This window comes from Bradyrhizobium sp. MI1.7, from assembly GCF_055811795.1.
This window is the reverse complement of the sequence record NZ_JBVVPO010000068.1, coordinates 1-13,947: the sequence shown is the minus strand read 5'-3', so window position 1 is coordinate 13,947 and position 13,947 is coordinate 1. Positions and strand designations below refer to the sequence as shown.

At 65.6% G+C, this 13,947-nt stretch carries 10 protein-coding genes; 2 read left to right on the top strand and 8 right to left on the bottom strand.

All coding sequences use genetic code 11. The features are described 5' to 3' along the window. Positions 1-4 precede the first annotated feature (4 nt). The 6 genes from AC0L3X_RS37915 to AC0L3X_RS37890 form a co-directional block, all read right to left on the bottom strand. Entirely contained in the window at positions 5-2,737 is a 2,733-nt protein-coding gene (locus tag AC0L3X_RS37915; protein WP_473317256.1) for a helix-turn-helix transcriptional regulator, read from the bottom strand. A gap of 225 nt (positions 2,738-2,962) precedes the next feature. Then, the gene (gene murJ, locus AC0L3X_RS37910) at positions 2,963-4,489 is read right to left on the bottom strand and encodes a murein biosynthesis integral membrane protein MurJ (protein ID WP_473317254.1); all 1,527 of its coding nucleotides are present in this window, start codon (positions 4,487-4,489) and stop codon (positions 2,963-2,965) included. A gap of 230 nt (positions 4,490-4,719) precedes the next feature. After that, on the bottom strand, positions 4,720-5,871 hold the full coding sequence (locus AC0L3X_RS37905; RefSeq protein ID WP_473317253.1) for a DegT/DnrJ/EryC1/StrS family aminotransferase: 1,152 nt from the start codon (positions 5,869-5,871) through the stop codon (positions 4,720-4,722). Positions 5,872-5,905: 34 nt separating this feature from the next. Beyond that, positions 5,906-6,910 carry a Gfo/Idh/MocA family protein gene (locus tag AC0L3X_RS37900; RefSeq protein ID WP_473317252.1) on the bottom strand — a complete coding sequence of 335 codons (1,005 nt, stop codon included), beginning with the start codon at positions 6,908-6,910 and terminating at the stop codon, positions 5,906-5,908. Between the two features lie 183 nt (positions 6,911-7,093). Then, positions 7,094-8,506 (bottom strand): mannose-1-phosphate guanylyltransferase/mannose-6-phosphate isomerase, encoded by a 1,413-nt coding sequence (locus AC0L3X_RS37895; protein WP_473317251.1) that lies wholly within the window; start codon positions 8,504-8,506, stop codon positions 7,094-7,096. A gap of 7 nt (positions 8,507-8,513) precedes the next feature. Beyond that, positions 8,514-9,503 carry an SDR family NAD(P)-dependent oxidoreductase gene (locus AC0L3X_RS37890; protein ID WP_473317250.1) on the bottom strand — a complete coding sequence of 330 codons (990 nt, stop codon included), beginning with the start codon at positions 9,501-9,503 and terminating at the stop codon, positions 8,514-8,516. Between the two features lie 221 nt (positions 9,504-9,724). Here AC0L3X_RS37890 and AC0L3X_RS37885 point away from each other — a divergent pair, with 221 nt between their 5' ends. Further along, on the top strand, positions 9,725-10,684 hold the full coding sequence (locus AC0L3X_RS37885; RefSeq protein ID WP_473317249.1) for a lysylphosphatidylglycerol synthase transmembrane domain-containing protein: 960 nt from the start codon (positions 9,725-9,727) through the stop codon (positions 10,682-10,684). Then, entirely contained in the window at positions 10,681-11,700 is a 1,020-nt protein-coding gene (locus tag AC0L3X_RS37880) for an MraY family glycosyltransferase (protein ID WP_473317248.1), read from the top strand. Before AC0L3X_RS37885 ends, AC0L3X_RS37880 begins: the two co-directional genes overlap by 4 nt. On the opposite strand, the gene AC0L3X_RS37875 is transcribed toward AC0L3X_RS37880, so the two are convergent. Together AC0L3X_RS37875 and AC0L3X_RS37870 are read right to left on the bottom strand one after the other, a co-directional pair. Further along, positions 11,688-12,635: an NAD-dependent epimerase/dehydratase family protein gene (locus AC0L3X_RS37875; RefSeq protein WP_473317247.1), complete on the bottom strand. Its 948-nt coding sequence runs from the start codon at positions 12,633-12,635 to the stop codon at positions 11,688-11,690. The genes AC0L3X_RS37880 and AC0L3X_RS37875 overlap by 13 nt on opposite strands. Continuing rightward, positions 12,632-13,852 carry a glycosyltransferase family 4 protein gene (locus AC0L3X_RS37870; RefSeq protein ID WP_473317246.1) on the bottom strand — a complete coding sequence of 407 codons (1,221 nt, stop codon included), beginning with the start codon at positions 13,850-13,852 and terminating at the stop codon, positions 12,632-12,634. The genes AC0L3X_RS37875 and AC0L3X_RS37870 overlap by 4 nt, the downstream gene beginning before the upstream one ends. Positions 13,853-13,947 lie beyond the last annotated feature (95 nt).

The window sequence follows — 13,947 nt, the reverse complement described above, 5'->3', positions numbered from 1 at the left end:
GCGATCAGTCCGCGGGGCGGCTGATGCTTGCGAGAACGGGGCGTAGCCCGGACCGCGAGGTGATTCCGGCCTTCGAAAAGATCCGGTGCAGGTGGTACCCGACAGTTCTGTGGGACAGATACAGTCTGGCGCCGATCTCCTTGTTCGAGAGACCTTCGGCGGCGAGTTGCGCGATGTGAAGCTCCTGCGGGGTCAGCGTGTCCCACACCTGTTCGGTTCGCCGGCGGCTGGTTTCGCCGGACGCGCGCAGTTCCTCGCGGGCCCGATCGCTCCAGGGCGAAGCGCCGAGCGCATCGAACATGTCGCGTGCCTCGCGCAACGGAGCCCTCGCATTGGCGGATCTGCGCTGGCGGCGCAGCCATCCGCCATAGGCCAGGAGAAAACGGGCTCGCAGGAACGGCCATTTCTTCGCGGCCGGCCCAGGACCTTGCAGTCCAAGACCTTGCAGGAAGAACGGCTCGGCGTCTTCCGGCGCAGCGAGGAACGCCTTGCCATATTGCAGCATCGTCCCGACCCACGGCACCGGCGTCGGAGCCGAGGCGCGCTCGATCTCATCAAGCACGCGGCTCGCCTCGTCCGCATTGCCGGACGACACGGCGGCCTCCACGAAATCCGCGAGGCCAAAGAACTGAAGGCCGAAATTGAAAGCGGGATCGGCCGGCGTGAACAGGCGTCGCAGATGCTCAAAGGCCTCCCAATGCCGGCCCGCGCCGATTGCGGATACGCCTCGTGCGATCTGCAACATGGCCAGCAGGAAACTCGCGCCGATGGACAGGGCCAGGGCTTCCGCCTGCGCCGCATACGCTTCGGATTGCTCCAGATTGCCTTGCATTCCTGCGAGCCTGGCTTTCAGGATCGTGGCTGCGGCAATCCACGGAAGCCCGCCGGTCTCTTCGGCAAGCCGGGCGGATTCCTCGGCCTCCCTCATGGCGCCCCGCCAGTCACCGACTTCCATTTCCGCCCACCCTTGGGCGAAAAGCACCCGGGCGAGATCGCTGAGCCGTCCCTGCATGCGCAGCACGGCACTGGACTCGGCGAGAAAGTTCACGCCGACGTCGAAGGTCCCGATGACATTGGCGGTGCTGCCGAGGATTCTCGCAATGGTGGGATCGCTGGGCGCCGTTCCCGCAAGCCCCTGCAGCTTGAGGTACACATCAGCTCCGCGCCGCAGCGGTTCGACGTAAGCGGAGATCGCGATCAGGCGGGGGTCCGTGTCGGGCAATTCCAGCTGCGTTGCCGCGTCGTAAACTTTTTTGCAAAATTCATCGCTTGCGCTGCTCCACCAGCAGCGTTGCGCGGCGCGCCAAAGAAGATTGCCAGCGAGATCGATCGCGCCGGCGGCGTGGGCTTTCGCGGCGAACCCGATCAAGGCGAGAATCTTCGCGGGATGGTTGGCCGCCGGAGGCTGGCTGATCTCACGGCACCAGGCGATCCGGACCAGCGCCAACTGGTTCGTCTCGTCGATGTCGGCCTGCCGCAGCAGGCGCTCCATGAGCTCCGGCTGTCCAAGGTCGGCGGCGAGCTCGGCTGCCCGCAACAGCCGATCGCCTCTCGCTTTCGCCGTGCTGCTCAGCCGTGCCGCGCTTTCCAGAACCTCGATCGCCATCGCCACGGCGCCGCGCCGCAACGCGCGCGCCGCCATCAGGTCGTATTCGCCGGCGAGCTCGTCGTCAGGTCCGATCGTTGCTGCGGCACGATGCCATAATTGGCGGTCGAGCTGATCGTGAAGCACGGCAGCAAGCGCGGCGTGGATCCTTTGGCGGGTCGCCGGGTCGGCGGCCTGGTGCATGGCGGAGCGAACCAGCGGATGCCGAAACCGCACCTCCGTTCCGTTGATCTCGATCAGCTTGGCGGCGACCGCGGGCGCCATCGCATCGATCCCCACGCGCTCGCCCAACACGGCTTCGGCGGTGGAAAGGATTTCGTGGAGCGATGTCCCGTCGTTTTCTGCCGTCACGAACAGCAGCAATCGCCCGATGGGCGGGAGGTCGGATAAGCGATTGGAGAAGGCGCGCTCGAGCCGGTCGGTCAGCGGAAGCCACGGCGTATCTCCAGCGGCTCGTTCTCCGCGAGGCAGCTCCACAAGGGCCAGGGGATTGCCCGAGGCTTCTTTAAGGAAGCGGCTGCGCAGCTCCGCAGGAAGGCCCGGCGCATTGGCATCGAGCAGATGCTCGGCATCGGCCGCGTCAAGCCCTGAAAGTCGCAGCCTCTGGGTCGAGGCGTCGCCAAGCGAACCCTTGAAGTCATCGCGCATGGCCACCACCAGAACGATCGGGTCCGAACTCAATCTGCGCGAGATGAAGGCCAGCACCCCATAGGTAGCCTGATCCAGCCATTGGGCATCGTCGGCAACAAGCAGCAGAGGCTCGCGCGTCGCCCTTTCGCTCAGCAGAGACAGCGTCGCGAGTGCAACCAGGAAAATATGCGCCCCCGTGTCATCCTGCATGCCAAATGCAGCCAGCAAGGCCGATCGCTGGCGAGGGACAAGGCGCTCTGCCCCCTTCATCAGCGGACGCAGGGCCTGTTCAAGTGCTGCAAACGGCAAATGGACTTCGGCCAGGACGCCGGTCATGCTCAGGAAGGAGAAGCCGTGTTTACTGGCTCTGTGCCTGGCCACATCGAGAAGCGCAGATTTTCCGATGCCCGGCTCGCCGCTGATCACAAGCGTGGATCCCCCCTGGTCGATCCGCTCGATCAGATGATCAATCAGAGCAATGTCCTGCGCACGACCCTGCAAACTTGGAGACGCAGGGGCAGCACCACTGCGCCTTTTCGGCGACGAGGCTGTCTTTTTCGCCCGTCTGGTCATCGCATAACCGTTGGTGGCACTGCACCCTTCGAACTCAGTCGAGGTTTAACGTTAGCATGTACCGGGAACCAGAGGAGAGCCGTATACGTGATGGCTGCTTCCGGCATGTCTCGCCTGCTGCAGCAGCCTTTGGCCCGCCGGATTGATACAGGCCTAGCCGCGCACGAGCGAGACCAGCCAGTTGCGGCCGAACAGCGCGAGGATCGCGAGCGCGTAGATGATCGTGCCTCCTACGGCCAGCAGGACCAACGTCAGTTCATCGTGGAAGCGCATCGAGGACAGATAGGAACCGCTGAACCGCGCGATCAACCAGAACGTGGCGGCGAGGATCAGTCCGGTCAGCAGGAATTTGGCGAGCGACGTCAGCCATGCGCGATCCAGCACGAGAAAACCGCGCCGCACCGCGAAGAACAGCACCAGCAGCAGATTGGTCCAGACACCGACGGCGGTCGCCAGCGCGAGGCCGATCTGGGCGAGCGATCCCATCAGGGCGACCTTCAGAGCAACGTTGACCGCGATGCCGGTCAGTGAGGCGCGCACCGGCGTCGCCGTGTCCTTGCGCGCATAGAAGGTCGCGACCGCGCTGCGGATCAGCACGAAGGGGATCAGGCCGATGGCATAGGCCGCGAGCGTGGCACCGGCGGCGGCGGCATCGGCCTTCGAAAACGCGCCGCGGGCGAACAGCGCACGCATGATCGCGTCGGGCACGGTGATGAAGGCCGCCACGAACGGCACCGAGAACAGCAGCGTGAAATCGAAGGCGCGGCGCTGCGCCTTCATCGCGCCGTCATGATCGTTGGCGGTGATCCGCCGCGACATCTCCGGTAGCAGAACCGTGCCGATCGCGATGCCGATCACGCCGATCGGCAGCTGGTTGAGGCGGTCGGCATAATACAGCGCGGACAGCGCGCCTGCGGGCAGGAAGGTCGCGATGATGGTGTCGGCGAATAGCGCGACCTGTGTGCCCATCGAGCCCAGCGTCGCCGGTCCCAGTGCCTTGAAGAAGCCCCGGACGTCCTCGTCGAGCCGCAGCGGCGCAAAGCGCGGCAGGCCGCCATGGCGCGCGAGATCGCCCGCGAGCAGGAAATATTGCAGGAAGCCGGAGATCAGGACGCCCCAGGCCGCGGCGTGGCCCGCACTGGGAAACCAGGCGGCAACCGCCAGCGTCATCATCATGGAGATGTTGAGGAAGATCGACGCGGCCGCGGCGCTGGCAAAGCGCTGCATCACGTTGAGCATGCCGCCATAGAGCGTCACCAGCGTGATCAGCAGCAGATAGGGAAAGGTAATCCGGGTCAGCTCGATCGCGAGCTTGCGCTGCTCGGCGTCCTCACTGAAGCCGGGCGCCAGAATGCTCATGGCCTGCGGCATGAACAGCCACGCGACGATCAGCAGCACAACCTGCGAGGCCAGCAGCAGCGTGAAGATGCGGTCGGCGAACAGTTTTGCCGCCCCCTCCCCGCGCTCGCCATGGACGTGGGCATAGGCCGGCACCCAGGCGGCGTTGAAGGCGCCCTCGGCGAAGATCGCGCGGAAATGATTGGGCAGCCGCAGCGCCACGAAAAAGGCGTCGGCCACGGGGCCGGCGCCCAGGATCGCCGCGAGCATGATGTCGCGGGCAAATCCCGTCAGCCGCGAGAGCAGCGTGTAACCACCGACCGTGAAGATGCGTCCGAGCATGCGTCTGTTTTAGAGCATGGCGCGATTAGGTCTAGGTGCAAGCCGCGGCAGAGGTGTGCCCCCTCCCGGGGGAGGGCAATCGCACATAAGGCGCGCGCCAGGAGCGCCGACAGTCTCCACAGCGTTATGGCCGGGCTTGTCCCGGCCATCCACGCCTTGCCACGCACACAAGGAACGTGGATGCCCGGGACAAGCCCGGGCATGACGACCAGCGCGGCAAAACGGCGAAATCAGCCCGCGATCGCGCCGCGCACGGCGGCGATGATACGTTCCTGGTCGGCTTCGGTCAGGTAGGCATGCATCGGCAGGCTGATGACGTCCTGCGACAGGCTCTCGCAGCCCGGCAGGCCGCCGTCGGCGACCGGATACTGCTTGTAGGCGGTCTGCTGGTGCATCGACTTGCCGTAATAGATCGCGGTCGGCACGCCCTGGGCTTTCAGCGCGGCGGCAAAGCCGTCGCGGTCGGTGCCCTCAGGGAGACGGATGGTGTACTGCGCCCAGACCGAGGTGTTGCCCGGTGCCAGACGCGGCACGGTTACCACATTGGACAGGCCTCGGGCGTAGCGCTCCGCGACCCTGTTGCGGGCGGCGATCTCGTCGTCAAAGATCTTCAGCTTCTCGATCAGGATCGCGGCCTGCATGGTGTCGAGCCGGCCGGTCAGGCCGAGGCGGACGTTGTCGTATTTGTCGACGCCCTGCCCGTGCACGCGGATGCTGCGCAGTGTCGCGGCAAGCTCATCGTCATCAGTGAAGATCGCACCGCCGTCGCCGAAGCAGCCGAGCGGTTTTGCCGGGAAGAAGCTGGTCGCGGTGGCGAGCCCGAAGGTGCCGAGCTTGCGGCCCTTGTAGCTCGCACCAAAACCCTGGGCGGCGTCATCGAGCACGAACAGGCCTTCGGCCCTGGCGATCTCGGCGATGGCGTCGTGATCGGCGGGCTGCCCGAACAAATCGACCGGGATCACTGCAACCGGCTTCAGGCCGGCCTTGCGGGCGGTCGCGATGCCGCGCTTCAGCGACTCCGGGCTCATGTTGAAGGTGGCTTCATCGACGTCGACGTAAACAGGCGTCGCGCCGGTCCGCGCCACCGGCGACGCGGTTGCGATGAAGGTGAAGGACGGACACAGCACGGCATCGCCGGGGCCGACATTCTTCGCCATCATGACCATCAGGATCGCATCGGTGCCGCTGGCGCAACCGATCACGTGCTTGGCGCCGCTATAGGCCGCAAGCTGCTTCTCGAGCTCGGCGACTTCAGGGCCATTGACGAACTGGCAATGGTCGAGGACGCGCTTGACGGCGGCATCGAGCGAGGCGCCGAGCCGGCGCCGCTGCGAGGCGACGTCGATGAAGGGAATGGGTTCGGAACGCAGGTGCTGGTTCATGGCGCCTTCTTGAGTGGTCGACATGGAAAGGGAATCAGCCGGCGACGCGGCGCGGGCCCTTGCGGGCAGCCGACGAGGCGGCGGGCCGCGACGGCGTTTCGAGGCACTGCGTGGCGATCTCGAGGCTGGCGACGCCCTCGTCGCCGGTGACCGCCGGCGTCTCGCCGTTGCGCACGGCCTTCAGGAACGCGACCAGCTCGGCACGGAGCGGCTCGTCGTGGCCGACCGGCAGATGCCGCATCGAATAGCTGCCATCAGGCTTGAAGCCGAAGCACTCGGTGACCTGGCGCGTCAACAGATCGCCCATCACGTATTTGTCGCGGGTCGCGACCGTGACGCTCCGCGCCTTGAACGGCGTCAACCAGTTGGTGTTGATGTGCGCGAGCACGCCGTTGGCGGTGCGGAACTGCAAGAGCGCGATGTCCTCGCGCTCGGCGACCGCGCTCGACAATTGCGGCTGCACCTCGACGATGTCGGATTCGGTGAACCAGCGGATCAAATCGATGTCATGCACGGCGAGGTCGATGACGACGCCGACATTGGACATGCGCGGCGGGAACGGGCCGACACGGGTGATCGCGATGGAGAGAATGTCTTCGCCCGCGATCGCCTGCTTGACGGCGGCGACCGCCGGATTGAAGCGCTCGACATGGCCGATCATCAGCGTGACGCCGGCCTTTTGCGCGGCGGCGACGATCTCGCGGCCTTCCGCGACCGTGGAGGCGATCGGCTTCTCCACCAGCACATGGACGTTCCTTGCGATGCAGGCGAGCGCGACCTCGTGATGCAGATGGGTCGGCGCGGCGATGGTGACGGCGTCGACGCCTTCGGCGAGGAGCTGGTCGAGCGTCTCGAAACCCTGGCAGCTGGCAAGCTCGGTGGTGCGGGTCAGGTGCGCTGGCGACGGATCGACCACACCGACGAGGCTGACGCCCGGAAGACCCGCGAGCACGCGCGCATGGTTGCTGCCCATCACGCCCGCGCCAATGACGCCAACGCGCAAGCCGGCCTTTGCCGGTGCAAACCCTTTGGAACTCATCTGAGTAAACCCCGATTCAACGCAAATCCCCGGGCCGCTTCTAGCACGGGCGCCACATTTGTGGCGAATGCCGACCTGACGGTCCGGACACGATTTGATTCAAAAAGTTACACGTTCCCCGGGCCTTAAGGCGAAAAACAGGCCGCCTTGTCGGCCCGGGTCGCGTGATTCGGAGCTTGCTGGTTACGACCTTTGATAGTCGTCTTCAATCCGGATGATGTCGTCTTCCCCGAGATAGCTGCCGGTCTGGACCTCGATGAGTTCCAGCATGATTTTACCGGGGTTCTCCATCCGGTGCACCGCGCCCATCGGGATGTAGATGGACTCGTTCTCGTGCACCGTCTTGACGGTTTCGTTGACGGTCACCCGGGCGGCACCGCGGACGACGATCCAGTGCTCGGCACGATGATGGTGCTTCTGCAGCGACAGGCGCCCGCCCGGCTTGACGACAATGCGCTTGACCTGATGGCGCTCGCCATTGTCGACGGACTGGTAGCTGCCCCAGGGCCGGTGCACCTTGAGATGCTCCTCGGTGACCTTCGGTGCGACCGCCTTCAGCTTCGTCACCAGGCGCTTCAGGCCGTTGGCATCCTTCTGGCGCGAGACCAGCACCGCATCCGCGGTGGCGACCACGACGAGATCGTCGACGCCTTCAAGCGCGACCAACGCATGATCGCTCGTGACGTTGCAGTTGCGCGAATCCTCGAATACGGCGGTGCCATGTGCCGAGTTGCCTTGCGTGTCCTTGTCGGACAATTCCCACACGGCACGCCAGGAGCCGACGTCGGACCAGCCGCAGGACACCGGCACGACCGCTGCGCGCGAGGTCTTCTCCATCACCGCATAGTCGATCGAGATCGCCTTCGCCGCGCCAAACGCCTCGGGCTCCAGCGTCACGAAGCCGAGATCGCGGCCGGCATTGCTCACTGCATTGGACACCGCCTCGACGCTCGCCGCGTCGACCCTGCGGTATTCGTCGAGCAGCACAGTGGCCGGGAACATGAAGTTGCCGCTGTTCCAGAGATAGCCCGAACTGACGTAGTCGGCCGCCTTCACGGCATCAGGCTTTTCGACGAAGCGCGCGACGGCGTGCACCTCACCGGAGATCACCTCGCCCGGGCTGATATAGCCGTATTCGGTCGCCGGCCGTTCCGGCTTGACGCCGAAGGTAACGATGCGCCCGGCGCTCGCGGCGGTGAGGCCCTCGCGGCACGCCGCGACAAACGCTGCGTTGTCCTGCACCACGTGGTCGGCGGCGAGCGCGAGCACGATCGCGTCACTGGCACGGTTCTGCGCGAACACCGCGCCCGCTGCGATCGCGGGGCCGGAATCGCGCCGCATCGGCTCGAGGATCACGTCGGCCTCGATGCCGATCTCGGCGAGCTGCTCCAGCACCATGAAGCGATAGGACGCATTGGTGATGACGATCGGACGATCAAACAGCGAGGCATCGGACACGCGCAGCAGCGTGTCCTGGAAGGTCGAGCGCGTGCCGAACAGCGGCAGGAACTGCTTTGGGCGCACCTCGCGCGAAGCCGGCCACAGCCGCGTTCCGGCACCGCCGCACATGATCAGGGGGATAATGCGTTTGTCCATCGTCATTTCAAACCTTGAAGTAGTCCCGATACCAGGTGACAAAATTACGGACCCCGAGCGCGATCGGCGTTGACGGTGCAAAGCCGGTGTCGCGCGTCAGATCCTCGACATCCGCGAACGTTTCCAAGACGTCTCCCGGCTGCATCGGCAGCAATTCTTTGATTGCCGTCCGACCCAGCTCCTGCTCCAGAAGCCCGACGACATGCATCAGCTCTTCCGGATGGTGGTTGCCGACATTGTAGACCTTAGACGGCGCATTTGCGGCAGCCGGGTCATCCGCGGGCACCCGATCGATGAGCTTGGATACTACACGGGTGACGTCGTCAATATAGGTGAAGTCGCGACGCATTTTGCCATGGTTAAAGAGCCGGATCGGACGCTCCGCCATGATGGCGTTCACGAACAGAAACAGGGCCATATCGGGCCGGCCCCACGGGCCGTAGATGGTGAAGAAGCGCAGGCCCGTGACCGGCAGCCGGTAGAGATGGCTGTAGGATTGCGCCATCAATTCGTTCGCCTTCTTGGTCGCGGCATAGAAGCTCACGGGATGGTCGGTCCGGTCCTGGACGGCAAATGGCAGTTTAGTGTTGGCGCCATAAACGGAGGATGACGAGGCGTAGACGAGATGACGACAAGAGTTGTTGCGGCAGCCCTCCAGCACGTTGAGAAAGCCCTGGAGGTTGGAATCGCCGTAAGTGTGCGGATGGTCGATCGAGTAGCGCACGCCCGCCTGCGCCGCGAGATGCACGACTTTGTCAAATCGATGTCGCGCAAACAGCGCCGCGATGGTCTCGCGGTCGGCAAGATCGGCCTCGACGAAGGTGAAGCGGGAATCGTTCCGAAGCAGCGCCAGGCGCGCCTGTTTCAGCGCCGGATCGTAATAGCTGTTGAGATTGTCGAGCCCGACCACCGGCCGGCCCTCAGCCAGAAGCTGCCGGGCGACGTGAAAGCCGATGAACCCGGCGGCTCCCGTGACCAAAATCGCCTGATCCGTCATCCTGTTCCCAAGCGATCTGTTGCCACGCGATCCCCAAGCCGGCCCCGCGGCGCCTCTTTAGCCGCGGTATCGAGGCCGTCGCAATAGCCCCGCCGCTATTCATCACCGCTCCAGATAAGCGCTATTGCAAGATCGGCGCCAAGACCATACCAAAGCGGCCGAATTCGACGCCTCGCGTCGGGTTGCCTCAAATCTTCGCAAACCCTGTTCATGCGGGCGAGATGCGCCGAATCCTGCTGTCGACGGCCAAAATCCTGATTTCCGGAGCGCTGCTCTACCTGGCGCTACGCAAGGTCGATCTGTCCGAACTGTTTTCGCGCCTGACCGCGACCAGTCTGCTCTGGATCGCCATGGCGATCGCGGTCACGTTCCTGCAAATCTTCGTCGGCGTGGTCCGCTGGCGCGAGATCAGCGCCGAATGCGGCGCGCCGCTCGAGCTCGGCCGCGCCATGCGCTACAACGTGATCGGCGCGTTCTTCAACCAGACGCTGCCCTCCGCGATCGGCGGCGATGCGGTCCGGCTGTGGCTGGTCGCGCGCGCCGGCGCCGGATGGCGCGCGGCCACCTACTCGATCTTCGTCGACCGCGCGATCGGCCTCGTCGCGCTGGCGATCGTCGTCGTCGCGAGCCTGCCCTGGAGCTACGAGCTCATCACCGATCCGCACGGACGCTCGGCGCTGCTGCTCGTCGACTTCGCGGCGCTCGCAGGCGGCGTCGGTTTCCTGATCTTCGGCGCGCTGAAATGGTCGTGGCTGAAGACCTGGTGGGCCACCCATCACATCCACGCCTGCGCCGTGATTGCCAACCGCGTGATCTTCAACGCCAAGCGCGGACCGATCGTCGCAATTCTGTCGCTTCTCGTTCACGTGCTCGCCGTCGTCATTGCGTGGTGCGTGGTGCAGTCGATCGCCGCACCGGTCAGCTTCGGCCAGACATTCCTCCTCATTCCGCCGATCATGCTGATCACCCTGATGCCGATCTCGATCGCCGGCTGGGGCGTGCGAGAGGCGACGATGGGGCTGGCCTTCGGTTTCGCCGGGCTTTCCGCCAACGAAGGCGTCAACGTCTCGCTGCTGTTCGGCGCCGTGCTCTTCATCGTCGGCGCGATCGGCGGCCTGGTCTGGATCCTGAGCGCGGAAAAGGCCGCGCAGGGGTCGGCGCAGCTCGGGGTGCCGGAGTGAGCCCGGCCGCTGATGCCGTTGCCGCCGTGCCTTCGCTGCTTGCCGTCGCGATTGCCGCGCTGATATCGGCCTTCATCACCTGGGCCAGCCGTCCCCTGCTCCAGCGCTACGCGCTGGCGCGGCCGAATGCGCGGTCCTCGCATCGCATTCCGACGCCGCAAGGCGCGGGCATCGCGGTGATCGCCGCGACGCTTGTCGTCACGTCCGCGTGGGCGGTCTGGGCGAACGTTCCGATCCCCTCCGCGCTCGTCATTGCGACGATCGTGATCGCGCTGGTCGGGTTCGCCGACGATATCGTGTCGCTTCCGGTGCTGGTGCGGCTGGTGCTGCAAGCAGCCTGCGTCGGCGCGGTCGTGTTCACCGCGCCCGAGACCGCGCGCATCGTGCCGGCGCTGCCGCTTGCGCTGGAGCGCGGCCTCATCCTGCTCGCCGGTGTCTGGTTCGTGAACCTCGTCAATTTCATGGACGGGCTCGACCTGATGACGGTGGCAGAAGTGGTGCCGGTGACCGCAGCGCTGCTGCTGCTCGGATGGCTCGGGGACCTCTCATGGCCGGCCGCGCTGATCGCCACGGCGCTGTGCGGCGCCATGCTCGGCTTTGCGCCGTTCAACCGTCCGGTCGCAAAAGTGTTCCTGGGCGATGTCGGCAGCCTGCCGATCGGACTTTTGCTCGGCTGGTGCCTGCTGGAGCTCGCCTGGCAAGGGCAGCCCGCCGCGGCGCTGCTGCTGCCGGCCTATTATCTCGTGGATTCCACCGTCACGCTGTTTCGGCGCATCGCGCGGCGCGAACAATTCTGGTCGGCGCACCGCTCGCACTTCTACCAGCGCGCCACCGACAACGGCTTCACGGTCCGCCGCGTGATCGGCGATGTGTTCGCGCTCAATCTATTGCTGGCTGTGCTTGCCGTCGTCACCGTTCACGCAAGCTCGACCTCGGTCACATGGCTCTCGCTCGTCGCGGGCGCGATCGCGATCGGATTCGTGCTGCGCCGCTTCTCCCGCCCTCAGGCGTCCTGAGCCGACAGCGCGAGCCGCAGGCCCTCGTCGAGGGAGACCTGCGGCTGCCAGCCGGTCGCGATCGCCTTGGCGAGGTTGAGCTCGAGCGAGCCGATCAGGCTGTCATGGGTATCCTGCCGGCCCATCACGCTGAGCAGCGTTGAGAGCAGGTCCGGCGGCATGCCGAACAGCCGCGAGTTCTTGCCGGCAGCCTTTGCCAGCCGCTCGATGAATTCGGGCGTCGAGACCTGTTCCCTGTCGGCGACCAGGAAGATCTCGAAATTGCTCGTAGGATCGGGGTGAGCCAGCCGGCGCAGGATGAACGACGACAGATTCTGCACCGCCAGGAACGCGCGCTGATTGCGGATCGCGCCAAAGGGCAGCGGCAGTCCCAGATTCACCGCGCGCGTCAGCACCGCGAAATTGCCCTTGGCGCCGGCGCCATAGACCAGCGGCGGCCTGATCACCGAGATCTTCATGTCGCTGTCGCGCGCCAGCGTCCTCAGGCCCGCCTCAGCGGCGGCCTTGGACATGCCGTAGAGGCCGCGCGGCGTGAGGATGTCCTCCTCGCTGAACGGCGCGCGGCCTTCATTGCTGCGGCCGTGCACGAGAACGGTGCTGACGAAGATGAACTGGCGCACGCCCGCCGTCGCCGCGGAGCGCGCCAGGTGCAGCGTGCCGGCGATGTTGACGTTGCGGTAGAGCTGGACCGCGTGCTCCTCGTGCTTGTGATGCACGCGCGCGGCGAGATGGACCACGGCGTCGACGCCTTCGAGCGCCGCCTGCCAATCGGTATCGGGGCCGATCGATTCGATCACGGCCTCGTCGTCGACACCCTCCGGGCTGCGCACCGCGCGGCGGACCGACCATCCCGCGCGCGTCAGCTCGGGCGCGACATGGCGGCCGACGAAGCCGCTCGCCCCTGTCACCAGCACGACCGGTTTTCGCTCGCTCATCGTTGCTCCGCCAGATCGGGGTTGCGCAACAATTCGTCGATCAGCCCGGCATAGGCGTTCATCGCGGTCGTCCGGTCGAATCTCGCCGCCGCCTTCACCGCGCGTTCGGCCATGGCGGCGGCGTCGCAACGGGATGCCGCGCGGATTGCGTCGGCGAGCTGATCGGCGCGGCCCGGCGTCACGACCCAGCCGAGCCCGTTCTCCACCACCGTCAACGCGGCCTCGGCCTCCGGCTCCGAGACCAGCGCCACGGGACGGCCGACCGCCAGCAGATTGTAGAACCGGCTCGGCACCGACACCCCCGCCACGTCCTTCCGGTACGGAATGATCCAGAGATTGGCAGCCGCCAGGAACGCCTCGAGCTCGGCATCCGCGACCCGCGCCACGAAGGACACATTGGGCAAGTTCGCTTCGGCCTGCAACTGCTTCAGTCGCTCGAAGCCGATGCCCCAGCCGGACAGCAGGAAGTGGATGTCCGGCTCGTCCTTCAAAAGACGTGCCGCCTCGAACACGATCTCCGGATCATGGGTGAAGCCGAGATTGCCCGACAGGCCGACAATGAATCGCGCGGAAAGCGCCTTGCGGAACGGATTGTCCGGCGCCAGGGGACGCGCCGCGGGTACGAGCGTCGCCCAGTTCGGGATGAAGCGGATCTTGTTCCGCGTCATGCCGGAATAGCTCAAGAGCGGCCGCTCCGCATCGCGGCCGATGGTGATGACGGCATTGAGCGCGCGGAACATCAGGCTGTTGGCCGCGCGCATCGTCCGCGTCACCAACGAGCCGGGCTTCAGGATTTCCGCCATCACGAGAACATCGGGGAAGAGGTCGTGCATGATCAGCGCCGAGCGCGCGCCCTTGCATCTTGCCGCTGCCGCGACCGCGTAAGGCAGCATGAACGGCGCGGTGACGGTGACCACGACGTCACCTGACTTAAGCTCCCGGATCAGCGCGAAGAATGTGCGCGCCGCAAACAGCAGCTCGGACAATCCACGTCGCACCAGCGCGGCTTTTCCCGCCATCCGGTTCTTGATGGCAATTACGCGCGGCTTGCCCGGGCCGGTTTGCGAGGCCGGCAATTCACCGGGCGAGCCCGACAGCACGATGACCTCGTGGTCGACGGCGACGCGGCAAGCGATCTCTGCCATGATCGCCGCCGTCGTGCTCGGATCAGGCGGATAGTGCTGGCTCGCGACGACGATCTTGCCTTGAGACTGCATGGTCAGGCCGCGGTCGACCCGAATTCCGGAACCGCATCCTTCAGGATCGTCTTGATCGTGGCCCGATCGTCCCGCGCGATCGCCTGCTCCAGCGC

Coding starts and splice junctions, on each gene's coding strand:
- murJ (WP_473317254.1), bottom strand. CDS start 4,489: ATGCTCGGACGCATCTTCACGGTCGGTGGTTACACGCTGCTCTCGCGG.
- AC0L3X_RS37905 (WP_473317253.1), bottom strand. CDS start 5,871: ATGAACCAGCACCTGCGTTCCGAACCCATTCCCTTCATCGACGTCGCC.
- AC0L3X_RS37900 (WP_473317252.1), bottom strand. CDS start 6,910: ATGAGTTCCAAAGGGTTTGCACCGGCAAAGGCCGGCTTGCGCGTTGGC.
- AC0L3X_RS37895 (WP_473317251.1), bottom strand. CDS start 8,506: ATGGACAAACGCATTATCCCCCTGATCATGTGCGGCGGTGCCGGAACG.
- AC0L3X_RS37890 (WP_473317250.1), bottom strand. CDS start 9,503: ATGACGGATCAGGCGATTTTGGTCACGGGAGCCGCCGGGTTCATCGGC.
- AC0L3X_RS37885 (WP_473317249.1), top strand. CDS start 9,725: ATGCGCCGAATCCTGCTGTCGACGGCCAAAATCCTGATTTCCGGAGCG.
- AC0L3X_RS37875 (WP_473317247.1), bottom strand. CDS start 12,635: ATGAGCGAGCGAAAACCGGTCGTGCTGGTGACAGGGGCGAGCGGCTTC.
- AC0L3X_RS37870 (WP_473317246.1), bottom strand. CDS start 13,852: ATGCAGTCTCAAGGCAAGATCGTCGTCGCGAGCCAGCACTATCCGCCT.